The organism is Bradyrhizobium ivorense, assembly GCF_900696085.1.
GTDB lineage: Bacteria > Pseudomonadota > Alphaproteobacteria > Rhizobiales > Xanthobacteraceae > Bradyrhizobium > Bradyrhizobium ivorense.
The window spans coordinates 223,410-246,406 of record NZ_CAADFC020000013.1; the positions used below are offsets into that span (position 1 = coordinate 223,410).

General features: G+C 60.5%; 22 protein-coding genes. 8 read left to right on the top strand and 14 right to left on the bottom strand.

The window, feature by feature from the left end; translation table 11 throughout:
• Window positions 1-25 precede the first annotated feature (25 nt).
• From CI41S_RS18730 to CI41S_RS18740, 3 genes are all read right to left on the bottom strand, one after another.
• Window positions 26-895, bottom strand: coding sequence for a branched-chain amino acid ABC transporter permease (locus tag CI41S_RS18730; protein WP_139860998.1), 870 nt, complete (start codon window positions 893-895; stop codon window positions 26-28).
• A gap of 30 nt (window positions 896-925) precedes the next feature.
• Window positions 926-1,432, bottom strand: a complete 507-nt coding sequence (locus tag CI41S_RS18735) for a flavin reductase family protein (RefSeq protein ID WP_244626591.1) — start codon at window positions 1,430-1,432, stop codon at window positions 926-928.
• A 71-nt stretch (window positions 1,433-1,503) separates the two neighbouring features.
• Complete coding sequence (locus CI41S_RS18740; RefSeq protein WP_139860999.1) at window positions 1,504-1,854, bottom strand: VOC family protein; 351 nt, start codon at window positions 1,852-1,854, stop codon at window positions 1,504-1,506.
• Window positions 1,855-2,287: 433 nt separating this feature from the next.
• Here CI41S_RS18740 and CI41S_RS18745 point away from each other — a divergent pair, with 433 nt between their 5' ends.
• Window positions 2,288-2,911 carry an Lrp/AsnC family transcriptional regulator gene (locus tag CI41S_RS18745; RefSeq protein ID WP_139861000.1) on the top strand — a complete coding sequence of 208 codons (624 nt, stop codon included), beginning with the start codon at window positions 2,288-2,290 and terminating at the stop codon, window positions 2,909-2,911.
• Between the two features lie 303 nt (window positions 2,912-3,214).
• On the opposite strand, the gene CI41S_RS18750 is transcribed toward CI41S_RS18745, so the two are convergent.
• Window positions 3,215-3,922 carry a L,D-transpeptidase gene (locus CI41S_RS18750; RefSeq protein WP_139861001.1) on the bottom strand — a complete coding sequence of 236 codons (708 nt, stop codon included), beginning with the start codon at window positions 3,920-3,922 and terminating at the stop codon, window positions 3,215-3,217.
• Window positions 3,923-4,411: 489 nt separating this feature from the next.
• Here CI41S_RS18750 and CI41S_RS18755 point away from each other — a divergent pair, with 489 nt between their 5' ends.
• A complete protein-coding gene (locus CI41S_RS18755; protein ID WP_139861002.1) occupies window positions 4,412-4,639 on the top strand; it encodes a hypothetical protein in 228 nt (75 codons plus the stop codon).
• Window positions 4,640-4,891: 252 nt separating this feature from the next.
• Here CI41S_RS18755 and CI41S_RS43550 read toward each other — a convergent pair whose 3' ends face one another.
• From CI41S_RS43550 to CI41S_RS18765, 3 genes are all read right to left on the bottom strand, one after another.
• Window positions 4,892-5,068 (bottom strand): hypothetical protein, encoded by a 177-nt coding sequence (locus tag CI41S_RS43550; RefSeq protein WP_172628096.1) that lies wholly within the window; start codon window positions 5,066-5,068, stop codon window positions 4,892-4,894.
• Between the two features lie 124 nt (window positions 5,069-5,192).
• The gene (locus CI41S_RS18760) at window positions 5,193-6,065 is read right to left on the bottom strand and encodes an alpha/beta fold hydrolase (protein ID WP_139861003.1); all 873 of its coding nucleotides are present in this window, start codon (window positions 6,063-6,065) and stop codon (window positions 5,193-5,195) included.
• Between the two features lie 40 nt (window positions 6,066-6,105).
• On the bottom strand, window positions 6,106-8,592 hold the full coding sequence (locus CI41S_RS18765) for an alpha/beta hydrolase (RefSeq protein ID WP_139861004.1): 2,487 nt from the start codon (window positions 8,590-8,592) through the stop codon (window positions 6,106-6,108).
• A 131-nt stretch (window positions 8,593-8,723) separates the two neighbouring features.
• Between CI41S_RS18765 and CI41S_RS18770 the strand changes: the two genes are divergently transcribed.
• The 5 genes from CI41S_RS18770 (at window position 8,724) to CI41S_RS18790 (ending at window position 12,123) form a co-directional block, all read left to right on the top strand.
• The gene (locus CI41S_RS18770; RefSeq protein ID WP_139861005.1) at window positions 8,724-9,650 is read left to right on the top strand and encodes an alpha/beta fold hydrolase; all 927 of its coding nucleotides are present in this window, start codon (window positions 8,724-8,726) and stop codon (window positions 9,648-9,650) included.
• Window positions 9,647-10,252, top strand: a complete 606-nt coding sequence (locus CI41S_RS18775; RefSeq protein ID WP_139861006.1) for a hypothetical protein — start codon at window positions 9,647-9,649, stop codon at window positions 10,250-10,252. The genes CI41S_RS18770 and CI41S_RS18775 overlap by 4 nt, the downstream gene beginning before the upstream one ends.
• Window positions 10,253-10,344: 92 nt before the next feature.
• Window positions 10,345-10,992, top strand: a complete 648-nt coding sequence (locus tag CI41S_RS18780) for a CoA transferase subunit A (RefSeq protein WP_139861007.1) — start codon at window positions 10,345-10,347, stop codon at window positions 10,990-10,992.
• Window positions 10,993-10,995: 3 nt separating this feature from the next.
• Window positions 10,996-11,646, top strand: coding sequence for a 3-oxoacid CoA-transferase subunit B (locus CI41S_RS18785; RefSeq protein ID WP_139861008.1), 651 nt, complete (start codon window positions 10,996-10,998; stop codon window positions 11,644-11,646).
• 18 nt (window positions 11,647-11,664) lie between these two features.
• Window positions 11,665-12,123 (top strand): MaoC family dehydratase, encoded by a 459-nt coding sequence (locus CI41S_RS18790; protein ID WP_139861009.1) that lies wholly within the window; start codon window positions 11,665-11,667, stop codon window positions 12,121-12,123.
• An 18-nt stretch (window positions 12,124-12,141) separates the two neighbouring features.
• Here CI41S_RS18790 and fabI read toward each other — a convergent pair whose 3' ends face one another.
• From fabI to CI41S_RS18810, 4 genes are read right to left on the bottom strand one after another with little or no spacing between them, the layout of a single operon-like run.
• Window positions 12,142-12,933, bottom strand: a complete 792-nt coding sequence (fabI, locus tag CI41S_RS18795; protein ID WP_139861010.1) for an enoyl-ACP reductase FabI — start codon at window positions 12,931-12,933, stop codon at window positions 12,142-12,144.
• A complete protein-coding gene (locus CI41S_RS18800; RefSeq protein WP_139861011.1) occupies window positions 12,930-14,144 on the bottom strand; it encodes an acetate/propionate family kinase in 1,215 nt (404 codons plus the stop codon). The genes fabI and CI41S_RS18800 overlap by 4 nt, the downstream gene beginning before the upstream one ends.
• 5 nt (window positions 14,145-14,149) lie before the next feature.
• Window positions 14,150-15,115: a phosphate acetyltransferase gene (locus CI41S_RS18805; RefSeq protein ID WP_139861012.1), complete on the bottom strand. Its 966-nt coding sequence runs from the start codon at window positions 15,113-15,115 to the stop codon at window positions 14,150-14,152.
• A gap of 26 nt (window positions 15,116-15,141) precedes the next feature.
• On the bottom strand, window positions 15,142-17,352 hold the full coding sequence (locus CI41S_RS18810) for a DUF3141 domain-containing protein (protein ID WP_139861013.1): 2,211 nt from the start codon (window positions 17,350-17,352) through the stop codon (window positions 15,142-15,144).
• Between the two features lie 115 nt (window positions 17,353-17,467).
• On the opposite strand from CI41S_RS18810, the gene CI41S_RS18815 reads away from it, so the two are divergent.
• Window positions 17,468-17,989 carry a GNAT family N-acetyltransferase gene (locus tag CI41S_RS18815; RefSeq protein WP_139861014.1) on the top strand — a complete coding sequence of 174 codons (522 nt, stop codon included), beginning with the start codon at window positions 17,468-17,470 and terminating at the stop codon, window positions 17,987-17,989.
• A 779-nt stretch (window positions 17,990-18,768) separates the two neighbouring features.
• On the opposite strand, the gene CI41S_RS18820 is transcribed toward CI41S_RS18815, so the two are convergent.
• From CI41S_RS18820 to CI41S_RS18830, 3 genes are all read right to left on the bottom strand, one after another.
• Window positions 18,769-19,554 (bottom strand): MarC family protein, encoded by a 786-nt coding sequence (locus CI41S_RS18820; protein WP_244626592.1) that lies wholly within the window; start codon window positions 19,552-19,554, stop codon window positions 18,769-18,771.
• Window positions 19,555-20,162: 608 nt separating this feature from the next.
• Window positions 20,163-21,545, bottom strand: coding sequence for a serine hydrolase domain-containing protein (locus CI41S_RS18825; protein ID WP_139861015.1), 1,383 nt, complete (start codon window positions 21,543-21,545; stop codon window positions 20,163-20,165).
• An 860-nt stretch (window positions 21,546-22,405) separates the two neighbouring features.
• Window positions 22,406-22,717 (bottom strand): DUF736 domain-containing protein, encoded by a 312-nt coding sequence (locus CI41S_RS18830; RefSeq protein ID WP_139861016.1) that lies wholly within the window; start codon window positions 22,715-22,717, stop codon window positions 22,406-22,408.
• Between the last annotated feature and the right edge of the window lie 280 nt (window positions 22,718-22,997).

The following is a 22,997-nucleotide window of genomic DNA, read 5'->3' on the forward strand; positions in this document are numbered from 1 at the left end:
CCAGCGGTTCGACTCAGTTGCACCCTCAAATCTCTTTTGCACCAAAGAAACCCCTCGGACGGAAAATCAGGATGATGATCAGGAGCGCATAGGGAAGCGCCGTCTTCATCGACGGAGAGAACATCAAGGCTGCAATTGCTTCGGCGACGCCAATCACCAGGCCACCCAGGAGCGCTCCGCTGAAGCTGCCGAGACCGCCGACGATTACCGTCACGAAAGCCAGCAGGGTAAAATCGACGGCCAGATATGGTTGGGCATCGAACAAAGGCGAGATCAATGCGCCGGCGACGCCCGCGCAGGCCGCGCCGATGCCGAAGGCCACCGCGTAGATCCGCGGAATGTTCAATCCGATGATCAGGCCGCCCAGCCGGTTGTCTGCGGCCGCTCTCAGCGACCGGCCGAACGACGAGAATTTCAGATACGCTCCGAGCAGGGTGATCAGCAAGCCCGCGGTTGCCGCTGCCTGAAGTCTCGCTAGATCCAGCGTCACGGGACCGAGCGATACTGTGTGAAACGCCAGCTGGGACGCAGTGGGGCGCGGATCCGGTCCGAACGCCACCAATAGCGCGCCGCTGAAAAGCAGCGACAGGCCGATGAAAACGATGAATTGATAGTGATGGGGCCGTCCAACGAACCGTTTTACGATCAGGGTTTCCAGGAGATACCCGAAGATGAACATCGCGACCGCCGCGATCGCTGCTGCGGCAATGATCGGAACGTCCCAAAGGCGGACGGCCCAATAGCCGATGTAGACGCCAAAGACGACCATCTCGCCATGCGCAAAGTTGACGACGCGCATGACGCCAAAAATGATCGTCAGACCGAGCGCCACAAGCCCGTAGACGAGGCCGAGCAGAACGCCGCTTGCGAGAACATTGAGCCAAAGTGACAGCATTGGTGGACACTGAATGATGGGAGTGAAGCGCTACCGCCGGGGAACCATGAACTCGCCCTTCACATAGACGAGGGGTTCGCGATCAACGTTCGTCGCCTGAGCGACCACCGCGCCGACGAAGATCGTATGGCTGCCGGCGTCGTATGAATCGGATAGGCGGCAATCGAAGCTGCAGACAGCCTCGACGAGGCTCGGCGCTCCCGTCGCGAGTTCGCGCCACAGGCCTTCGCTGAAACGTATGTCGCCCTTGCTCCCGTCCTGCCCCGCGAATTTCTGCGCCAGCGCAGCGTGATGCGCCGCCAGGATGTTCCAGCAGAACGATCCGCTCCGCTTTATCGTATCGTGGGCACCGGCCGACTTGTTGACGCAGACGAGCACGCTCGACGGTTCGGTCGACAATGAACAACCGGCGGTCAACGTCAAACCGTGCCGGCCCGGTCGCGTGCCCGTCGTGACGATCGACACGGCGCCCGGTACGTTGCGCATTGCGGTGCGAAATTCGGTGCTGCTGAACACCGGGATTTCCTGGATGGACATGGGCTGCACTCGAAAGTTCATGGGGATGCCCCTGACACATAGAACCGAAATGATCGAGATCGTTCGTTCGCCTACCCGGCCGCGGCCTGAAACAGCTGGATCGTATTGTGTTGCGGGTCCTTGAAGTGGGCCACGCGACCGTGCGTCCCCATATCCCTGATTTCACCGAGCACCTCGGCGCCATGCGCCCGCGCGCGCTGCAGAGCGCTTTCCAGATTGTCCACCTCGAATACCAGGACGGCGTTCAGAGACGGCGCGGATACGGATTCGACCGGACTTGCGATGCAAAGGGCGACCTTTTCACCGACGAATTGAATCCACTTGCCTCGATCAGCGAAGCGAACCGCCAAGCCGAGAGCTTCGTAGAAGCCAGCGAGCCCCTCAGGTTCAGCGGCGGTGAGATAGGCCTGCTTGAGCTTCAATTTGTCACTCCGATCCCCGACGAGCCGTTCGAACTCCGCGAACTTCTGTCGCCCTCGGATAATTGCACTGGAGACTCGGCATTAATGCTCAAAGATCTCGTCGCCGGCACGATCGATCGGCATTTTGTGCTGGCGCTTGCAGCCTTTCGGCATCGGGACTCACCGGCCCAGGCTGAGGCTGGAGACGGTCCATCCCCGACCGCTTTCACGTTCTCCGATCGTCAACGGAGCACACCGCCCCCGCGCGTCCCGCCTCGCGCCGCGCCGATGGGTCGCTGAGCAGATTGACCGTTTTTCGATATAAGTCGTCATTTTGTCGAAATTCTACAGCTGCGCGTGCGGTTAGCATTGGTGTCATCGGGATGTCATTACGCGGCACAACGCGCGGGACTGGGCCTCGAGACGGCTACGCTTGCCCATGGGAGACAACGATATGACGACGACGGCTCTCGACAGGATCGACATCAAAATCTTGAACGAACTGCAGCAGAACGCCGGTTTGACCAACGTCGAACTTGCCTCGCGCGTCAACCTCTCACCGTCGCCTTGTCTTGCTCGCGTTCGTACGCTGGAAAAACTCGGCGTCATCGATCGGCGTATCGCCGTGCTGGATCCTGCGGTGCTCGGGATCGGCGTGACCGCCTTCATCCAGGTCAAGCTTGAAAAGCAGGTTCAATTGTCGCTCGAGAATTTTACGCGCTCGATCGATCGCTTGAGCCAGGTGATGGAATGTTACCTGATGACGGGAGACAGCGACTACCTTCTCCGCGTCATGGTGCCCGACATCGACGCCCTTGAAGACCTCATCGTCAACAAGATTTCGCGCATACCGGGCGTTGTGAGCATTCGTTCGAACCTGGCCTTGAAGCGAATTTCGCACAAGACGGTGCTTCCAATCGACTCGAACCAGCCGGTTCAGATCAAGACCTGCAGCTCAGGTTCCGGGCGGGCCGACCGCCCTACCAAGTCGCACTACGACGCGCACCAGGCGAGATTTGACGGCGGTATCGGCATTGATGCTTCGCGCACGCTTGATCACAACGCGGCCAGCTTCTAACGAGCGAACCGCCCTATATGTCAGGCCCGCCGGCCAATCATAACGGTCTGTTGGCAGGTTCGAGTCCTGCCGGGCCCACCAATGAGATCAATGTCATACTGAGTTCTCACTACCAATAGCGCGACGACCGCCGCACCAGATACGCGCAATTTTCATTGCGGGCGAACTCGCGAAGAAGTCAGGCAAGCCTGAACGACGATGAGCGGATACGCTGGCACGCCCACGGTTGCCTCTGATAGAACGGGCCCCGACCGTTGGGCTCCCCATACTGGCGGCGCCTGGACCGGCGGCCGACGCGGTTGCCTATGCCGGCAGCACGATCACCTTCGTATTGACGGGCGTTCGCGCATAGAGGTCGATCATGTCTTGGCTGAGAAGACCGGTACAGCCGCTCGTAATGCCGTTCCCAATCGTTTCGGGGGCGCTGGTGCTATAGATCGTGTAGAGCGTGTACACCCCATTTTGATAGAGGTAGAGCACGCGGGCACCAAGCGGATTATCGAGACCTCCCGGCATGCCGCGAGCATATTTGCCTGCCTCCGGCTGGCGCGCGATCATCTCCTTAGGTGGCGTCCAGGTAGGCCATTCGGCTTTGCGCCCGACATAAGCCTCCCCACTCCACCGAAATCCATCGCGGCCGACATTAGCGCCATAGCGGGTCGCGCTTCCTTCGCCTTCGATGCGGTAAACATAGTATTTGCTGGGATCGACGATAATCGTACCGGGCGCCTCATTGCTGTCATAGCGCACGGTCTTGCGAAAATATTTCGGATCGACCTTACTAACATCGACCGCAGGGATCGGGAATTTCTCGTTGGGCACGGGCCCGTAGACTTTCTCCGCCTCGGCGAGGCTCATGTAGTCGGATGCGCAACCGGCCAGGCCCAGTGCGGCGAGACCCGCAGCGGAGCCGAACAGAAGCGTTCGGCGGCTGAGGAGCTGCGACCGAAGCTCAGGCAGAGTCCCCTCGCCCATCGCACCTGCGTCCGCAATTCTACGGTCCATGATCATAATTTCGGATTTTTTTCCCTTGTCCCGGTGTAGGGCCGGACCAGACTTTGGCATACTGGGTAGGAAGGGAGGAGAAAAAGTTCTTCGTCATTCGAGGTTGAATCTCCTTGACCAATAGATGGCCTTTTGGCTGTCGCTGGGAGGAAGCAGCTCGCGGCCATTTCTACGCAGGTGGCGGCCGGGCGAGCTTCAAAGCCAAACGTGGGTTTATGGTGCGCTCGGAGGGCGTTCGCATTTCCTGCAGTTTCAACGGCTTGTGCCGATGAGGAGGATCGAAAGGGTCCTTTCAGCGTCAAAAGGGCCTTTCCAGCTCCATTGCCCTGGTGACGGCAACTGGCTTTTGCCAGACGCTTGATGAGCAGGAGCGCCTAAAGCCATTGGGGCAGTTCGATCGCGCTGCAAAGGCAACCATCTAGACCGTCGACGATATGACGACGAAGCAAGAAGCGTCAGCCTCACCGCAGTTGCTAACCAGAGATTCGTGAGTGCTTGGCCACCAACTCGTCGGTTGTCATTAACTTCATTCAGTACATCGCCATGGTCAACCAGATCGACGAAGAGCTGGAAGAAGAGCTGGAATACGACAAACGGTCCAAAGAAGACAAAGCCATTATCGACAGCATGCGCAAAGCCCGGGATATGTGCATATTGGTACCGCCGGAACGATTGACGTTCGAACTCAGCGCCCCTCGACTGCACGTTAGGAGTCCCCGGTAAGATCGGCGCCTTCGTCGATCTACTGTGTTTCTTGTTCGCACGCTTCCAGGCCAGTCTGCCGGTGCTCGCCAAAGCGCGTCGGAACGTCCATCCTCCGCACGACGCTGATTTTGTTGCGCTCGGTGGCAATCATTCAAAAAGCTACGGTTGGATTCTACGGTACGCGTAAGCAATTGACCAGCGCTAGATGCATAGCGATGTGGTAATCGTCCTTCAGCCCCTAGGTTCCGGTTTAATCAACAGCGGCCGCCTCTAATCGCGATTGCGTTTGGGCCGATCCAATCGCAGCCTCTGCGCTCTCATGCGCGCTATTTCTTCGTCGAGCGCACTCATCTTCTCGTCGTAGCGTTCGGTCTTCGACTTTGGCTCATCGCTCTTTTGCAACTTCTTTAGCGCCTTTTCGACCGAGAGTTTTGGGGTGTCAGCCATTTGCTCCTCCGAAGCGATAGCTAGCCGTCAGTTGAGGTTCGGAACGAGAAGCCGTTTTCCTGCGCCCTATCGCTGAAAATCGGCCATCGACCGAACCCGGGATTTTGGATCATCTTCACGCGTTTCACCGTTGCCGGTCGTTCAAGCCACCAAACCAGGCGCCAAAATAGCCGGCATAGAGGGGCGGCATTTCCAGGTTCATCGAGTGGCCGACGCCCGGTACGACGACCAACCGGCAGTTCGGCATCGCCGCCGCCATGGCCTCTAGGTCAGCGGGCGCGATCCAGCCGTCGCCTTCGCCCCAGACGACGAGATGTGGATGCCGAATTTCGGGCATCCGCCGCTCGAGTTCGCGGCTTTCCCGCTCGCGTGTCAGATTGACTGGCGTGCCGATCCATATTCCCTCGGAGACGCCAAACGTCTGATCCAGGATGCGCTCGAACAGAGCCTGAATCGCGCCCAACCCCTCGCGGAATCTCGGCGCGGCATTCGGCGCCATGCTGTCCGGGAGGAACAAGGAGGATGCCGCCGTTGCCATTACGGTGCGCGTCAACTCGCGGCTTGCCATCATCGCGCGGAATAGCCCGATCTGCTCCGCGTTGAACGCGAGCCCGAGTGGCGTCACGGGATCGAGCGCGAATACCCGGCCAAACCGCTCCGGCTGCATCAGCAGCATGCGCGCCGCGATGATACCGCCGGTGGAATGGGTGGCGAGATGACAGAACGGGATCTGCAGAGCATCCAGCGCCGCCAGCATGTCGAGCGCATGTTGCTGCATCGAGTAGTTGGTATAGTCCGGCGTCGCGGCCGGGCGATCGCTGTCGCCACAACCGCGCCAGTCGATTCCGATGACCCGAAGGCCGCTCGGGAACAAGGGGGCGGCGAGCTCGATCCAATCCTTGCTGGCGAGATTGCCGTGGATGAAGACGACCGTGGTTTCGCCTTCGCCCCACTCCCGCCAGCCAAGGTCGACCTCTCCGGCACGCACTTTGGGCATTGCTACAGTTTGATCCTCTCGTTGCAACTCAGCCTGCTGGTCACTTATTCAAACCGGCTGTCGGATTCGGTCCGTCCGGCGTCGGCGCAACAGCCATCGCCGACACCACGCCGTTGATAATTCTGTCCGTCTCGAGCGGCGAACTGGTGTCGAGATTGCCCGTCATTACGAAATCGGTCACGTCAGCCGGAAACTCGACCGGGTTGTCGGTATGGATGAAATGACCGGTGTCCGGATAGATTTTCAGGATCGGCCGGTTGTTCGCGCGCGTCATCCGCGTCATGAACGGGGTGATGATGTCGCGGCCGAGGTCCTTCAATCCGTTAAATGGCGTTCCGGGAATGAAGGGCTCCTTGTCGCCGAAGGCCAGGAAGATCGGCACCTTGATGTCGGTCAGCCGCCGATACAGGTTCTTTGGATCATCCTGCTGCAACTCCGACACCATGCCGTAGATGTCGAGAATGTACACGTTGGCCCATTGCTCGAGCTCCTTCGGATTGCCCTTGGTCAGGCCGACACGTTGCTCGGTATGCAACCGCGCATACTCGCTGTCGTTCATGAAGTAGCCACTCTTGCTACGTCCGACCGCGCCGGTCGCGGGATCGCGCTTCTTGAAATAGAAGAAGTCGCGAATGTTCTGCTCCGGCCGAGCGATTTCGTTCGCCAAGACCTGGGTCGGTCCCCAGACTTCCTTCCACTTGTCGAAGTTGCCCGCGAGCGAGGCGTCGAACAGCTTTGCGGTCTTGCCAGGCCCTATCGTCACCTCGCGCGGATACTCTTCGAGGCCGGCGGGCGCTTCGAGGATCAGGCTCTTCACCGCGTCGGGATATGTCCGCGCGTAGCCGAGGATCAATTGGCCGCCCAGGGAATGGCCAAGGTAGGACGCTTGCTTGATCTTGAGCTGGTTGACCACAAGGTCATACACCACTTCACGCATGTCCTGCATGGTCCGCGCGGGGCTCTTGTCGAGATTGCCCGGGCCCGACATGCCGTAGTGCGGCAGGTCCGGTGCGATCACGCGCAGACCGCTGCGCAGGGCGTATTGCATGATGTTGCCATAGTGGCCGGCGAACGCTCCCTTGCCGTGGATGACGACGAGGACCTTCGGATCCTTCTCGGTGCCGTAATATTCGTCCATGTAGCCGATCTGCCAGGTCGTGCCCTTGGCGTCCTTGGCGTCGGCGTATTTCACCGGATAAGGATAGGTAACGTAGTCCTTCCAGAAGGATTTCTTCGGGTCGATGTCTGACGCTACGCCGGGCGTGCGGAAGTTCTTGTCGGCGAACTGCTGCGCCCTGTCGAGGCTCGCAACATCGTCCATGAACGACACGAATTTCGGGTCGTTCTTGTGGCCGTTGATGATCGAGAACACGCCGTAATGCGCGACTGGGCTGTCTTCGGCGATCAAGTCGGCGCCCGGGATATTGTCGACCGCTTTCTCTGCAAGCTTGAAGTTGAGCCAGAGGTCGTTCTTGATGTGCATCACCAGCGTACGTGACTGGACGCGGCCGAGTTCCTTGTTGATGTTGTGAAGCTCGCCGACGCGGTTGCGCCAGACGAGGTCGACAGCGTCATACAGCTTGGAGCGATTGATCACGTTGAGCCCGGCCTTCTCGTTCGGCGGGTCCCAATAGAAGATTTCCGGCTGCACCGCGGTGAATGCCTGCGTGGTCCGGTATGAGAGATCGTAGCCGGTCAGGCCCAATACTGACCAGCCGAACGCCATGCCCATCAGCGGATGCTTCTCCTTGGGCAGCTTGTAGTAATCGCCTTTGGTCTGCTGCCAGACCGGATCGGACTCGATCGCCGCCGTCATCAACTGGAAAGTCCAGTTGCCGACGGGATCTCCTGCGTCCGATTGCGTCGTGCCGCCGATCGGCATCAGCGCGCTCACATATTCCGGATGCATGACGCCCCAAACATAGGTTTGCGTGCCCCCCATCGAGACGCCGGCCGCGAGCGCGACCCTCGCGACCTTCAGATGATCGCGAAGCATCCGGTAGTTCGCCTGCACCATGTCGTAATAGGTGTACTGGGGAAACTTGATCCCGAGACCATCTGACGGCTTGCTTGCGCCCCAGGTCCCGAGCGGATCGACCATCACGACGTAATAGCGGTCGGTGTCGATCGGCCGGCCCGGTCCGATGATCGGGACGCCCCCCGACAGCGCGGCGCCCTTGACCCACTGCTCATACATGTCGGTGGAGTCGCCCGAGTAATATGAATTGATGACAACGGCGTTGGTGATCTCGCCTGCGGCGTTGCGCCGCGGCGTACCGACCGCGATGTAGGCGGTGCGCAGCTTTCCTCCGCCGAGCGATTCAAGGGTCACGCCCCCCTCGCCGCCATTTTCCCACTTGGACGGATTGGCCAGGTCGTATTTGCCACCGAGCTTGAAGTCGGCGATCTCGTAATATTGCTTCAGCCCGTCATGCTGGACTTGCGACGAGCGGCGCGTAAATGGCTGGGCGGTCGCAGCGGATGCGCTGACGGCGAGCAGCACCAGGCCAATGAAAAGACGCCTCATGGAAACCCTCCCTGACCGAAATTTTGGGAAGATTTCCGTCAGATACGCGCGATCGATATTGACCTAGGTCAAGGGAACGACCGGACGCGCATCTCAACTATGCGGCCGAAAGCATCGAACAAGTGAATCGAATGCCGTTTCTGTCGTATGGCTCGCACCGCATCCGCTACGAACTCAACGGTGCCACGGACGCGCCGGCCTATGTGCTCGTTAACGGGCTTACTCAATATTCGGAGCTCTGGGCAGCTTATCGGGACGCGCTGATCGGCAAGGGATTTCGCGTCGCCACCTTCGATTTGCTCGGTCAGGGCGCCTCGGCCAAGCCGGAGTTGTTCATCAGCCAGGAAGATCAGGTTGAGGCGCTTCGGCTCCTGATCGATGAGCTCGGTGATGGTCCGATATTCCTCAGCGGCATCAGTTTCGGCGCACTGATCGCGCTGCGCTATGCGATCTTGCACAGCAATAGGCTCTCGGGCCTGGTGCCCATGAGTGCCTTTGCGGAACTCTCGCCGCAGCTTTTGTTGCTCGGTAACGCCCTGCGCACCGGCTTGATCCTGGGCGGCATCAGCTATCTGCAGGACTTGTTGCTGCCAATGAATCTCTCCGACTCATGGCTCAGGCCGCTACTCGGCAATCTCGACGCGGTGAAGCGGCAGGGCTGGTTAATCAACGACGTTTATGCGGTGCAAAACTTGATGGAATCCTTCCTCGACTTTCAGCCCCTGACGCCACAACTGGCGTCGATCAAGACGCCGACGATGATCCTCAACGGTGAATTTGACTTCCTTACGCCGCGCTCGCTGCACGAAACCCTGCGCACTCACATTGCCGACAGCTCACTGGTCATCATCCCCAATTCTTATCACGCCTTCACGCTCGAGAAGGCTGCACTGACGGCTGACCTGCTGGCACGCTTCGCCGAAGACGTGCTGGCGAAGCGCTGGCAGGGCAAACAGTCGGTATGGATCGCACCCGACGACGCCGGTGGCGAGATGACCCCTTTTCCGGCCGGCTTCGATCACCTGCGCGCTATTCCCGTGCCAAGGGCTGCGTCATGAACCAGTTCCTCGGCCCGCTCGATTCCTCCGGTCGCGTGCCGCCGCTGCAGCAAACTCGGGTGTCATCGTTCCTGGTCTCGATACATGGCGCGCTTGCGCGGCAGCTGGCTCTGGCCTTGCCAGGCCAGTTCAAGGCCGGCTGGCAAACCGAGTTGAACACACAGCTGCATCGCGAAACGGAGATCGTTTCCCTTCTCCTGCGCGCGACCTCGTGGGCGCCTGATGTCATGGCCTTCTACAACACGCTGATCTGGGAAATGGCTTGGCTGCCCAACCCGGTTTCCGGCGTTACCGATGGGCGGCTTGCCGCAACGATCGACATTGCGGCCCTCGGGCATGCCGCTCACGGCGCCATCCGGCCTGCCGCCCTGCTGCCGGTCGAGGCGTCCGCGGATGACCCCTTTGTCGTGGCTTTGCGCCGGATCGAATTTGAAAGCAGCCGCCTGATCCAGACCCAGATCCATTTTCTGAAAAGTGATGATCTGAAGCCCGCCCGCGACGCCGTCAGCGCGGCCGTGAACGACCGGCATCGACAGGTACGCAAATTGTGGGCGGAGATGCTCGACAGCATTGGGATTAAGCACCGCGCAGACGACGAATGACGCGGGCCTTGACCCAGATCAACGTATGCACCGCGACAAACGACAATGTTCGCCGAAACATCCCGCCTCGGACCGATCGCCGGAGCCCAATCATGAAGGCCGTATCCGCCGAAGAAGCTGTTGCGATGATCCCGAACAACGCGCGCATCATGGTCGGCGGCTTCATGGGCGTGGGTACGCCAGAGCGCCTCCTGGACGAACTGGTCCGACAGAAGAAATCGGGCCTCGCGCTGATCAGCAATGATGCGGCCACGCCCGGCAAGGGCGTCGGCAAGCTGTTCGACGGCGCCCAGGTGTCGAGCATGATCGGTACCCATATCGGGCTGAATCCGAAAGCGCAGCAACAGATGCTGGGCAAGCAGATCACGGTCGACCTTATTCCGCAGGGCACTTTCGTCGAACGCATCCGCGCCGGCGGCTGCGGTCTTGGCGGTGTCCTGACGCCCACCGGCGTCGGCACGCTTGTCGAGGAAGGCAAGCAGAAGATCGAAGTCGACGGCAAGCCGTATCTGCTGGAGACCGCGCTGCGCGCCGATTTCGCGCTCGTGCACGCCTTCCTGGCCGACTACGCCGGCAACCTGTCCTATGCCCTCACCGCGCGAAACTTCAACCCAGTCATGGCGATGGCGGCGGACACGGTGATCGTGACCGCCGAGCACATTGTTCCGGTCGGCGTGATTGCGCCGGATCACGTGATCACGCCGGGACCACTGGTCGACTATCTCGTTGCGAACGGGTGAGCCATGGATGCACAAACCATCATTGCGCGTCGCGTAGCAAAGGAACTGCGGCCAGGTAACCTCGTCAATCTCGGCATCGGAATTCCGACCCTGGTTGCGAACTACGTTCCTGCGGGGCTCAACGTGTTCTTCCAGTCCGAGAATGGCTTGATCGGCACTGGCCCAATTCCCGAACAGGGCATGGCCCATCCGCTGCTGACCGATGCCGGCGGCAAGCCGATCAGCGCGTTACCCGGCGCTGCCACCTTCGACAGTGCGATGTCGTTCGGCCTGATTCGTGGCGGCCATGTCGACATCACGGTGCTCGGCGGCCTGCAGGTCGACGCCACCGGGCATCTCGCCAACTGGATGATCCCGGGCAAGATGGTGCCGGGCATGGGCGGCGCCATGGACCTCGTCAGCGGTGCCAAGCGCGTCATCGTCGCCATGCAGCATGCGGCCAAGGGAAAGTCGAAGATCGTAGCCAGATGCAACCTGCCGCTGACATCGGCGCGGCCGGTTGACCTTGTCGTGACAGATATGGCGGTCATCGCGTTTCCCGGCGGCAAGGCGACCCTCCTGGAAACCGCGCCGGGCCTGACAGTCGCCGAAGTGCTGGCGGTGACTGAAGCTGAACTCGCGATTCCCGATACCGTCCCCGAAATGACGTTCTGACCAAAGCGAGTCGATGCCATGAGGATTTTCAACGGGTTCAACGAGCTCAAATCAGCGGTCGGCACCGAAGTCGGCATCAGCGAATGGATCGAGATCACCCAGGAACGCATCAACAAATTCGCCGATGCGACCTGCGATGAGCAGTGGATCCACGTCGACCAGGAACGCGCGAAGGCCGAAATGCCCGGAGGCAAGACCATCGCTCACGGCCTCTTGTCGCTGAGCCTGACGCCGATGTTTATTCGCTCGGTGATGGGCTTGAAGGGGTTGAAGAACACGCTCAACTACGGCGCGGACCGCATCCGCTATCTGGCGCCGGTGCCCGCCGGATCAAAGCTGCGTGGGCGCATCGGCATCGCGGAAGCCGAAGATGTGCCGCCGAATGGGCTGAGGGTTCACTACCGCGTCGTGATCGAGATGGAGGGCGGTGCCCGCCCTGCCTGCGTGGCGGAGGTCATCGGGCTGCACTACAGCTGAGCCGTATTCTCACGGCGTTCAATCGATGATGTGGTAACCGCCATCGATGTAGAGCACGCTACCTGTGATCAGCTTGGCACCGTCGAGCGCAAGAAATGCCGTCGCCTTGCCGACGTCGTCGATGCTGACAAGACTGCGCGTCGGCGCCTGCGACTGCGCCTTGTCCATCAGTTCATCGAATTCCGGAATGCCGGATGCCGCGCGCGTGGCAAGCGGTCCTGGCGAGATGGCGTGCACCCGAATGCCTTTCGGCCCGAGCTCGGCCGCGATGTAGCGCACCGCGGCCTCGAGCGCCGCCTTCGCGACGCCCATGACATTGTAGTTCTTCACTACCATCTGGCTACCGTAGTAGGTCATGGTGAACATCGTACCGCCGTTCTTCATCAGCGGTTCGGCGAGATGGGCCATGCGCATGAACGACCAGCAGGACACATCCATGGTCTTCTGGAAGCCTGCGCGATCGACATCGACCACACGACCATGCAAGGCGTCCTTGGGTGAAAACGCGATCGAGTGAAGCAGGAAATCGAGCTGCCCCCATTCCTTCCCGACTCGCTCGAACACCTTTTCGGTCTCACCCTCCGCCATCACGTCGAGCGGCATGAAGATCGGCGCTTCCAGCGCCTTGGCCAATGGTTCGACGTGCTTCTTGGCCTTCTCGTTCAGGTAGGTGACGGCGAGTTCGGCGCCGAGCGCCCGAAACGCCTTGGCACAGCCCCAGGCGATCGATTGGTCATTGGCTATGCCGACGATCAATCCCTTCTTGCCCTTCAGCGCGACACTGGTCTCAGGATAAACCGGAATGTTCATGATACTCTCTCGCTTTTTGGATTTGGCGATCTCTGGTTCATGAGCAGCGTCAGCGTATGCTGCGCGATCATCAGTTCCTCATCGGTCGGCACGACGAAGACGGGGATTCGGCTGTCGGATCGGGAGATCCTGGTCGAGTGCCGTGCGTTCTCGGCTGGATCCAGCACGATCCCGAGCCATGCTAGCCGTTCGGAGATGCGGGCACGGATCGAAACGGAGTTCTCGCCGATCCCCGCGGTGAAGACGAAGCCGTCGAGCCCTTCTAGCGCGGCTGCCAGCATGCCGGCGTTAAGGCCAACGCGGTAGACGAAATAATCGATCGCAAATGCAGCTCGCGGGTCTAGGCTCGTCTCGAGCTCACGCATGTCGTTGCTGACGCCGGAGAGCCCCTTCAAGCCGCAATCGCGATACAGGAAGTCCTGCACCTTGGACGCGGACATTCCTTTCTCGGTGAGCAAGTGCAGGACGACACCAGGATCGATCTGGCCGGGCCGCGTTCCCATCGCGAGGCCATCGAGCGCCGTGAACCCCATCGTGCTCTCGACGCTCCGCCCTGCCCGCATCGCGCACATCGACGCGCCGCTGCCGAGATGGGCCACGATCACACGTCCGATCGCCACCTCAGGTGCCACCTGCGGCAGCCGCTTGGCCACATATTCGTAGGACAGACCATGGAAGCCGTAGCGCCTGATGCCCTCGGCGTACAGCTGGTGCGGAATGGCGTAATGGTCCGCCAGCGGATCATGATCGCGGTGGAACGCCGTATCGAAGCAGGCCACCTGCGGTAGGGCCGGAAAATTGGTCAGTAGGGACTTAATGGGCGCCAGATTGTGCGGCTGGTGCAACGGCGCCAGCGGAACGTAACGCTCCAGCCGCGACACGATCAGGGGGTCGATCAGCACCGGGTGCGCGTAATCTGGGCCGCCGTGAACAACCCGATGGCCTACGGCCACAGGGTTGATGTTGAGTTCCTCCCTCAACCAGGCGCCAGCGACGGACATGGCGGCAGGAACATCGGCAACCGCTTCGATCGCATAGGCGCGGTCGGCCAGCGGTTCGCCACTTGAGCCGCTGGCGCGCATTCGCGGCCGGCTGCCGATGCCGTCCATCTGGCCCTTCAGCTGCCGCCACAGCCGGCCCTCGCCTTCCACCGCGAAGACCTGAAACTTCACGCTGGAGGAACCGGCATTGACGACGAGGATCGTATCCATGGCAGTCACGCGGCAGCGATGGGAGCGCGGCGACGGCGGGCATCCGCGTAAAGGCACGCAACTGCGGCTGACGCCATCCGTGAACGCGCCGAATCGGCGCGCGATGTCAGCACCACGGGCACCCGCGCGCCGAGCACGATGCCGGCGCCATCGGCCTTGGCAAAATAGGCCAGATTCTTCGCCAGCATGTTGCCGGACTCGAGGTCGGGCACGACCAGGATCTGCGCCCGCCCGGCGACCTCCGACCTGATCCCCTTGATCCGCGCCGCTTCCAGATCGATCGCATTGTCAAAGGCGAGCGGACCATCGAGCAACGCGCCGGTGATCTGCTTGCGGTCCGCCATCTTGCAGAGCGCGGCCGCTTCGATCGTCGAAGGGATCTTCGAAGTCACCGTCTCAACCGCCGACAGGATCGCCACGCGCGGTGTCGTGCCGAAGCCGGCCTCATTGTAGAGATCGACGGCGTTCTGGATGATATCGCGCTTGGCATCGAGGTCCGGGAAGATGTTGATGGCGGCATCGGTGACGAACACCGTTTCGGTGTAGGCCGGCACGTCCATCACGAACACGTGGCTGATGCGCCGGTCGGTGCGCAGCCCGCCGACCTTTGCCGTCACGCTGCGCATCAGTTCATCGGTGTGGAGGCTGCCCTTCATCAGGACTTCGCCTCGACCTTCATGAATCAACTCGACGCCCTTGGCCGCAGCAGCAGCTTCAGTTGGCGGCGTATCGACGATCTCATATCCCGCAATATCAACATTGTGCTTCGCAGCGGTATCTCGGATCCGCGCGGCCGGACCGACCAGAAGCGCCTTGATGATTCCTGCCTCGGCAGATTCAATCGCACCTCGCAGTGAGCTTTCGTCACAGGGATGTACGACGATCGTGGAGACCGAGGGAACGCCCTTCGCGGCGACGATGAGGCGATCGTATTTCGATCCCGGCTGGGCTTCGTTCGGTCCGGCTGCCATGACACCCATCGCTCCCCTCTGAATTGCTATGATGCCCGGGCTTTCGGATCGAAAGGGACGGTGTTGTTGTGAGCCTCGAGCCCGAACAGCCCGGCGACCTGCTTCAATCGCCTGGCCACCTCGCCGGATATCTCCGCGCTTGCCGACAGCACGTCCTGAATGGCGGTAAACGCCCTGCGGCGCTCGTCCATGTTGTCCGGCAAGAGCTTTGGAATCGCCGCGAGTGCGCCCTCCCGATCGAGCAGCAGCATGAAGAATTGCTCGCGGACCAGCATCTTGAACTCCGCGAGCGTCACGCGCGCGGCCTCGTCGGCCTGGCGAAGCCGACGCAGCGCCTCGAGACTGCGTTCATCCACCATGCCCCGAGCGGATCCGACATAGAGCAAGGCCCGAATGCCGGCCTCACGCATGCCACCGGAGCCGATCCTGGATGTCAGCTCCGCTATCCGGGCTTGCAGGAACTCGCGGTGCTTTGGATCCATGTCGCGGCGTTGGGAGGGCGCCGCCTCCGGATCGACCCCGACTGCGGCTTGCAGCGCCGGCGAGCCATAGATGGCAAGGAACATCGCCTCGCTCAGCGCCTCCTGCGAGTCGCGCCAGCGATCGAGCGAACTGACGATCTGCTTCGACACCTGCTCCTGGAACGCCAGGAAGGGATTGTCCTTGGCGGCCGGCTTGCGCTCGTCGCGCGCCTTCTCCGCCGCGGTCTCCACCATCTTCATCCATGGATTGCCGCTGCTGAACGCCTCGTATTGCAGGCGAAGCGGATGCCAGTTGCGCATCATCTCCGCCATTTGCGGCGTCACCATCGATTTGACCCAGGGCTGCAGATATTTCTGATAGGCGGCGAGATTTATTTCCGATACGCGCTTGGCAGTCTCGAATCGCCGCTCGTCCTCCGCCGAATTTCCGCCCATCGCACGGATGTCGTCGAGCGTGCGGGCCTCGCAACGCATCACCCACTGCCCGACCGCCAGCTCATCGTTGAACGTGTCGGATCCCCTCGCCTCGAAGGTCGCCTCGTAAAGGCCGGGTGGCAACACATCGATCAAGTCGATGTTGCTCGAGAACTCGGCGTGCTCCTTCTTGGCCACGCCGCCGGACACGAAGATGCCGAGATGGCCGACCGTCTCGTGAACGGTATAGACAATGGTCTGCCCGTGCGCCCTGATCTCGTCGACATCAGCATAGAGGTCCAGGATCCAGTGCAGCGCCTGTTGCGGCGGCGTGATGTTGTCGCCTTTCGAGCAGAACACGACGATCGGCGAACGGATGTTGCGCAGATCGACCGCGGTTCCGTCGGACAGCTTGACGCGGCCGGCAGCCAGATTGTTGCCGATGAATAGTTCATCGACGATGAACTGGATCTCCTCAGCATTGAGGTTGACGTGCCCGCCCCACCAGCGCTCGAATTCGAGATAGCGATCGGCCTCGGTGTCGACCTTGGAATAGACGTTGTACTGTTTGGTCCATAGCGTGTTCGACGGATTCTGGTTTTCGAAGTTCTGTACCAGCCAGGCACCGTCGAACTTGCCGGCGCCGAGGTCGCTGGAAAGCGCAGTCAGCCAGCTGCCGCCGAGCAGTCCGCCGGAGTAACGCATGGGATATTTGCCATGCACACCGGCCCAATAGGCCAGCGGCGCGCCCGCCACGATCACTGGACCGAACAGTTCCGGCCGTAACGACGCCAGGATCATGATCGCCCATCCGGCCTGGCAGTTGCCGATCACGCACGGTTTGCCATCAGCCTTGGGATGCCGCTCGATGACCTTTTCGATGAAAATGGCTTCGGCGCGGGCAATGCGCTCGATGGTCTGACCCGGCATCGGCTCGGGCAGGAAGCCGATGAAATAGCAGGGGTGCCCCGCTTTCATCGCGACGCCAATCTCACTGTCGGCCTTGAAGCCCCCGATCCCCGGTCCATGACCCGCCCGAGGGTCGACGACAACAAATGGTCGGCGCTTGAGGTCGATTTCCACATCCTTGGGCGGGATGATGCGCACCAGCGCGTAGTTGACGGGTTGCTCGAGCGTGCGACCGTCCAGGATGAGTTCGGCCGCATAGCTCAGGACGTGGGGCGCCGTCTGGGCAACGTGCTCGCGATACTGGTCGCCGCGCTGGCGGAAAATATCCAGAAGCAGCACGCTGCGCTGCCCGGCATCCACCATATATTCCACGGCCTTGGCGACGACCCCTGACATGAGGCCGCCCGGGAGTTGCGGACTGTCCAGCGACATCGTTTAGGTCCTTCAGCCGACGCATCGATGAAAGCGTCTGGCGCGCCGCGATCATTGATTTAGGTCAAGCCACGAGCGCGCCCGTGCGCCTTTCTTGCGCCGGGAGGACAGGCTGATGCCCGTGCCTGAGAATTATGCAGCGAGCGAACGCCTGCGCGATGGCCGGAGCGTCGAGATCCGCATGTTGCGAGCGGACGACCAGGATGACATGTTGGCCGCCATCGGCCGCACGAGTAGCCAGTCGCTTCAACGTCGCTTCTTCGGCCCCAAGCGAAGCTTCTCGAAGAAGGAGGTCGATTTTTTCATGAACATCGATTTCACCAATCACGTCGCTTTGATCGCGCTTGCCGACGAGGACGGACACGAGGTGATCATCGGCGGTGGTCGCTACGTCGTCACGAACCCCGGAACGGCGGAGGTCGCCTTCGTGACCATAGACGACTATCAGGCACAGGGCGTCGGCACCTTGCTGATGCACCACCTTGCGATCCTCGCACGCCAGGCTGAGCTCAGGGAGCTCGTTGCCGAGGTCCTGCCGGAGAACACGGCGATGCGAAAGGTTTTCGCCAAGTTCGGCTTTCAGGCTCGCCGCGGAAGCGACCCGCAGATTGTTTGCCTGGCGCTACCCCTGCGATGATCAGAATGCACGAATTCGGCGCTTCCCAGCCAAGGGTCAACGATCGGAAGGCTGCTTCATTGCTCGGGAGGACAATGTCATGGCAAAGTCACACGCTCGAGAACGAGCCGAAAGCGGCTTCCCTAAGCCACATCCAGAAGAGGCGAAGGCGGAAAGCAATGACGTTCCGCCCACCATCGAGCCTTGGGATTGCGCGACCGTCAACATAACTGAGTGGCTTCGTGAAAATGGCGTGTGGCAAGTCCATTTAACGAAGCCACCACGGAACAGCCGTTGACCAGCGCTTTCCGGGGGCCCTCGCTGAGGAAGTCCTCGAAAGGCTCAGGGCTCAGGACAGCGGTTCTGGCAACGTAGCGATTTGTGGATCGGCAGATTTGAGTGCCGATCTACCTGTTCGATTCCCCATAGGCAAACGTTCACATCAGCAATGAGACACCGACGATAACCATTGGAGCGATCCCCAAAACTACGATGAGAGTGTCGACGACCCATCCTGCAGTCTCGGAAATCCTTGTTACGGTGCGACGCCGAGCATTTGCGATGACAGCCCTATAGCTCATGGCTTCCCCCGGCAGTGCGGCAATTGGCATATGTTAAGCCAGGAAGATTCTCGTTAAAAGTGCAAGTTGTGCCAGCGCCCGTGAGCGATATTCCCCTTAACCGGAATAGCCCTCGCGCATCCGTGAACGACCATTCTGGTCCAAGCAGGTCGGCCAGTGTGCACACCGTTTACAGGCAAACCTTGGATGAAGCGACGCAATTTGTTGATCGAAGCGGGTCTACACGGAGATGGCGGTAGCCGACCTCGCGACCTCCACCACCCCGGTGATCAAGATTTGAACTCCAATACACAGTAGCAGAAAAGCCGAAAGCTTCGTGACCACGCTCGTTCCCTCCTCCCCGAAGAGCCGAGCCATCGCGCTCGACCTTCGATAGGCATGATAAATCGTTGCGGTCACACATGCCGTGACGAACAGGAGCACGACGGAAGAATAAAAGAGCCCCTCGATATCGTCAGGGCGATTGGTGCCGATTGCGATCGCAGTGGCGATCGTTCCCGGCCCCGTCGTCAAGGGGATCGTCATCGGGAAAAATGCCATTCGACGGATCGCCGAATAGCCTGCGGTCGACGTCTGATGCACGTCATGCGCGACCGGCGGCGCGTGCAGCATCGACCAGCCACTCGCTGCAACAACAAGGCCGCCTCCGATCCGTAGCGCTGGCATGGTGATGCCAAAGAAACGAAGAACATGACCTCCCGCAAAGAGAAACATGAGAATGACCGCGAACGCATACAACGCAATGCGAACAGCGATCCGGCTGCGCTCGCGATCGGTCAGCCCGACCGTTCTATCGTGGAAGATGAAGGCTAGGCCGTAAGGATTGATCGCAAACAAGGCCCCGAAACCGAACAGGAAATCGCCGAGCCAACGGGAGGAAAGAAACTCTGTCATAGGCAGCTTTGCATTTGTCAGCCAGATGGTGAACAAGAACCGCGCGACGACGGTTTCACCAGAGCTGCTCTTATGAAGACAGCCAACGATCGCCGGCTCCCCCGCGATCACCGCGGCATACTCCTGGATTTGACCGTTGATCTAGGTCAAGACGACGCATGCACGATACCGGCCTCAGTACGGCTGGTGCGACGGGCACTAGCCAATCGGGGACACCGCAGCGAAGTCGGTCCGGGTACGTGATGAGGGCTGAGAATACAGCGACCGAATTTGTCGCATTACCCCGGGCAGCGCCGTATGAGGTAGGACCGCCAAGTGCATCATTCACCGTGGGTGAGACCGTAGTTTCTGAGACCGCCGTTTCGAAAAGGCGAGTTTTCTCAACATGGTTGACCGGACACCCCCTTCCGCCAAGTCAAGCCAAAAAGTCAGCGTTTTCAACGTTTGGTCGATTTAACTGGCCAGCTGCGACTAAACCAGTCGATTCTCGTCCAAAGCACCCCTCGCCCATTCCAGTCCTCCTCGCGGCTGTGATGCTATCACTGATCTGATCGGAAACACTGCGAACGGAATAGGCCCCCGAAAGACCTCGCACTTCGATTCAGCCGCCCAGAACGCGCGATCGCCTTGGTAAGAACCGCCATAGATCGGGCATCAAGTTTTTGACCCGGCCCGGCCTTCTAGAGACCTCAACCTATCGAGCAACGACAGAACGCGGTCTAAACTGCGCCTGAACCCGGCTGGTACCGGCGCTGCACTTCGGACTTGATCGTGTCTTCGGACACCAGGTGCTTGCTACCGATCCTAATCTCTTCGATGATGCCCGTAGAGCCGCGGATAAAGCGGCAGGCCTCACCGAGATCGCCGAATGCCTGCGCCGACGTAACGACCGCCTCGTCGATGCCTGACGGGGTTAGTTCGGTCGCATCCAGAAAAGGAAACAGTTGGCTTGGCAGCGCGACCAGCGCCTTGTCTTTGCCGGGCACTAGATCCAATGGCCCCCACAGGGTCCACCAGCGGCCGCGCCACTGAGCGGCTTCGGGTCCCGGGCCGCCGAGATCGTGAATCGTCTTTAGGATGTGGATCACACCCTCGAACCAGACATTCGCGAGACCGTCTATGGCGTTGGTAAGGATGCTGACCGCGATATCCTGTTCCGGCAAAACCACCGTACGCGTCAGCGTTCCCTGGAAACCACCGGCATGCCCGACCCAGCTCCACGGCCCTGGCGGGCCGGAAATCGTGCCCAGACCGTAGTAGCGCTCCAATTGTGAGTGGGCATCGCGCCAATGCCGCCGCGTCATCTCACGGCGGCTTGCCGCCGGCAAAATGCTCGATTGGGCGCCGGGAGAAAGTTGGCCAAAAAACCGCGCGAGGTCGCCGGCGGTTGCCGTAAAGCCCGTCGCCGAGGCCATGTCGTTCGTCACGTTGTCCCCGGGGATGACGAAGCGCCGGCCATAGGGTTGGCGGGTCGAGTGGCCATGGGCGAATGGACGACAGACGGTTTGATCGAAGTCAGGCGTCGTCTCTGTGAGGCCGGCTGGAACGACGACGTGATCATAGATCCAGCGGCCATAGGGTTCACCCGTCACCTTCTCAATGACTTTGCCCAGCAACGCGAAGCCGTGATTGGAGTATTTGAACGTGACGCCCGGCGCGAGGGGCTGTGGCGCGGAGAGATCGGCGCGAAACTCCGCCTCACTGAGGAAGGGACGGCGGTCCGAGAACTGACCGCCGTCAGGCCCGTCGCGGGTCAGGCCGGCCGCATGCGAAAGCAGCTGCGAAATAGTGACGTCAGAAACCTCGGGTGTCAGATTGGCCAGATACTCACCCAGCCGGTCGTCAAGCCGAATTTTGTTGCGCTCGCGTAGCAACATGATCCCAGCCGCCGTGAAGGTCTTCGAATGTGAGGCGACGCGAAATCGATGGCGAGACGTGAGTGGTTCGCGGGTTGCAAGATCGGCCATGCCGCTCGCGTGTTCCAGCAGCACCTGCCCCTTGTGAGCGATCGCCAGCGACACACCGGGCTGATCGAATAATTCCCGCTGATAGTCAATCCATGTGGGGATGTAATCGAGCGCAGATGAGAGCCAGTCTGACATGGATACTCAAAACCTATAGGAGGTGAAACCTTCGGGCCGTTCAGCAACGTATTGCAGGCTGGATCTAACGCGCGGTCAAGCCCTCGATCCAAGCCAGCGTCTCATCGTCGTAATTCGCTCGTCCTTCAAAGAGCGCTCGCACCCTAACTCCGAGAAGCTTCGATTGGGTGCCATACAGTAGCGGCTGATCCGAGCGCCCCTAAGAACAGTTGGGCGCAACTTGGAAATGAACGTCGCGCGGACCGACGCAGTCGCATGAATGTTCATTTCGCGAACTCGCATCCACCGCTATCGACGAGACTCTAAAATTCTCCGCACGACAGATCCGAACGGAGCATGCAGACGAATTTCACGAAGGGACTGCACCACTTGAGCACGTTGTGGCGATACGCAGTATGACAATGGCGACAAACCTTGGATGTGCAGACAATGACTTAGCCGCCCCTCGGCGACAGTGCTTTTATCTTGCCCTCTTAATCGGTCGTCTTGCGCGCTTCACCTCTTCACCTCACCTGTTCTCGCTTGCTCTCCCTGTCGTAGCGAGTTCGTCGGAGCGACATTAAACAGCGCACTTCCGCTCAACAATCGGACGGCAATTCGAGCGCTGACAGCACGCGCGGAGACGTCATTCCAGTCTGCGAACCTGGCGCAATATCACGCCCGGTATCGAAATTCGAAGCTCGAACCGACGCGATTTTCTGTGAAATTCCCGGCAAAACGCGTCCCAAATTCCACCCGATCGATCGCGTTCTCATCGGCCGCGAAGCCCCTTGTCTGAGCACAAAATGCCCTCCTGCCTCCTCTGGAAGGCGCAAGAAACGCAAAAAAGCCCCGCCTCCGAAGAGGCGGGGCTGATGGGCTCAATCGCCGCTGCGCCGCGACCAGATCAGGCTGAAGCCGTCCTCACCTTCGACCTTGACCAGCGAGGCGTAGATCGGGGCCGGGAAGCTCGGATCGTCGAGCTTGACCGAGAGATATTCACGCTCGCTGTCGCGGACGGTCTTCTTCCAGGCGGCGCCGAACTCGGTGGCGCCCGCGAAGATGCGGTAGTCGGGAGCCTTGTCGTTGTCCTTTTCGGATGCGACGAGCTTGGCCTTGATGTTGAGCGTCAGCGTCTTGATCGAGCCGGTGTAGCCGTTCTCGGAAGCGGTGAAAGTGCCGATGGTCGCCATGATAATCTCCGTCTGTTTTGCCCGGGCCGCGTCCATCGCAGCCTCGGTGGCGATCCTTGGCCCGGGGAGCGATCGGCCCGCAGCCGTAAGGCCCAGAGCGCCAGCGGAGGACGGCGAAGCCTGCTTTTTTGTCTTCCCGCGAGGAATGCCGCCCGCTTCGCGGCAGGGGAAAAAAGCAGGCGTGAGCTGTTGCGGGAAGGCGATCGAGGCCCTTGCCGTCCCCCGGGCTTGATCAGCCCAATCGTGACTGCGTTGGATGCGAGCCCGCGACGGAACCGAC

Bases quoted from the DNA above. Each gene is read 5' to 3' on its own strand.
- CI41S_RS18765 (WP_139861004.1), bottom strand. From the start codon at position 8,592: ATGAGGCGTCTTTTCATTGGCCTGGTGCTGCTCGCCGTCAGCGCATCC.
- CI41S_RS18750 (WP_139861001.1), bottom strand. From the start codon at position 3,922: ATGATCATGGACCGTAGAATTGCGGACGCAGGTGCGATGGGCGAGGGG.
- CI41S_RS18780 (WP_139861007.1), top strand. From the start codon at position 10,345: ATGAAGGCCGTATCCGCCGAAGAAGCTGTTGCGATGATCCCGAACAAC.
- CI41S_RS18760 (WP_139861003.1), bottom strand. From the start codon at position 6,065: ATGCCCAAAGTGCGTGCCGGAGAGGTCGACCTTGGCTGGCGGGAGTGG.
- CI41S_RS18745 (WP_139861000.1), top strand. From the start codon at position 2,288: ATGACGACGACGGCTCTCGACAGGATCGACATCAAAATCTTGAACGAA.
- CI41S_RS18830 (WP_139861016.1), bottom strand. From the start codon at position 22,717: ATGGCGACCATCGGCACTTTCACCGCTTCCGAGAACGGCTACACCGGC.
- CI41S_RS18800 (WP_139861011.1), bottom strand. From the start codon at position 14,144: ATGGATACGATCCTCGTCGTCAATGCCGGTTCCTCCAGCGTGAAGTTT.
- CI41S_RS18785 (WP_139861008.1), top strand. From the start codon at position 10,996: ATGGATGCACAAACCATCATTGCGCGTCGCGTAGCAAAGGAACTGCGG.
- fabI (WP_139861010.1), bottom strand. From the start codon at position 12,933: ATGAACATTCCGGTTTATCCTGAGACCAGTGTCGCGCTGAAGGGCAAG.
- CI41S_RS18825 (WP_139861015.1), bottom strand. From the start codon at position 21,545: ATGTCAGACTGGCTCTCATCTGCGCTCGATTACATCCCCACATGGATT.
- CI41S_RS43550 (WP_172628096.1), bottom strand. From the start codon at position 5,068: ATGGCTGACACCCCAAAACTCTCGGTCGAAAAGGCGCTAAAGAAGTTG.
- CI41S_RS18810 (WP_139861013.1), bottom strand. From the start codon at position 17,352: ATGTCGCTGGACAGTCCGCAACTCCCGGGCGGCCTCATGTCAGGGGTC.
- CI41S_RS18775 (WP_139861006.1), top strand. From the start codon at position 9,647: ATGAACCAGTTCCTCGGCCCGCTCGATTCCTCCGGTCGCGTGCCGCCG.
- CI41S_RS18805 (WP_139861012.1), bottom strand. From the start codon at position 15,115: ATGGCAGCCGGACCGAACGAAGCCCAGCCGGGATCGAAATACGATCGC.
- CI41S_RS18730 (WP_139860998.1), bottom strand. From the start codon at position 895: ATGCTGTCACTTTGGCTCAATGTTCTCGCAAGCGGCGTTCTGCTCGGC.
- CI41S_RS18790 (WP_139861009.1), top strand. From the start codon at position 11,665: ATGAGGATTTTCAACGGGTTCAACGAGCTCAAATCAGCGGTCGGCACC.
- CI41S_RS18735 (WP_244626591.1), bottom strand. From the start codon at position 1,432: ATGTCCATCCAGGAAATCCCGGTGTTCAGCAGCACCGAATTTCGCACC.
- CI41S_RS18770 (WP_139861005.1), top strand. From the start codon at position 8,724: ATGCCGTTTCTGTCGTATGGCTCGCACCGCATCCGCTACGAACTCAAC.
- CI41S_RS18815 (WP_139861014.1), top strand. From the start codon at position 17,468: ATGCCCGTGCCTGAGAATTATGCAGCGAGCGAACGCCTGCGCGATGGC.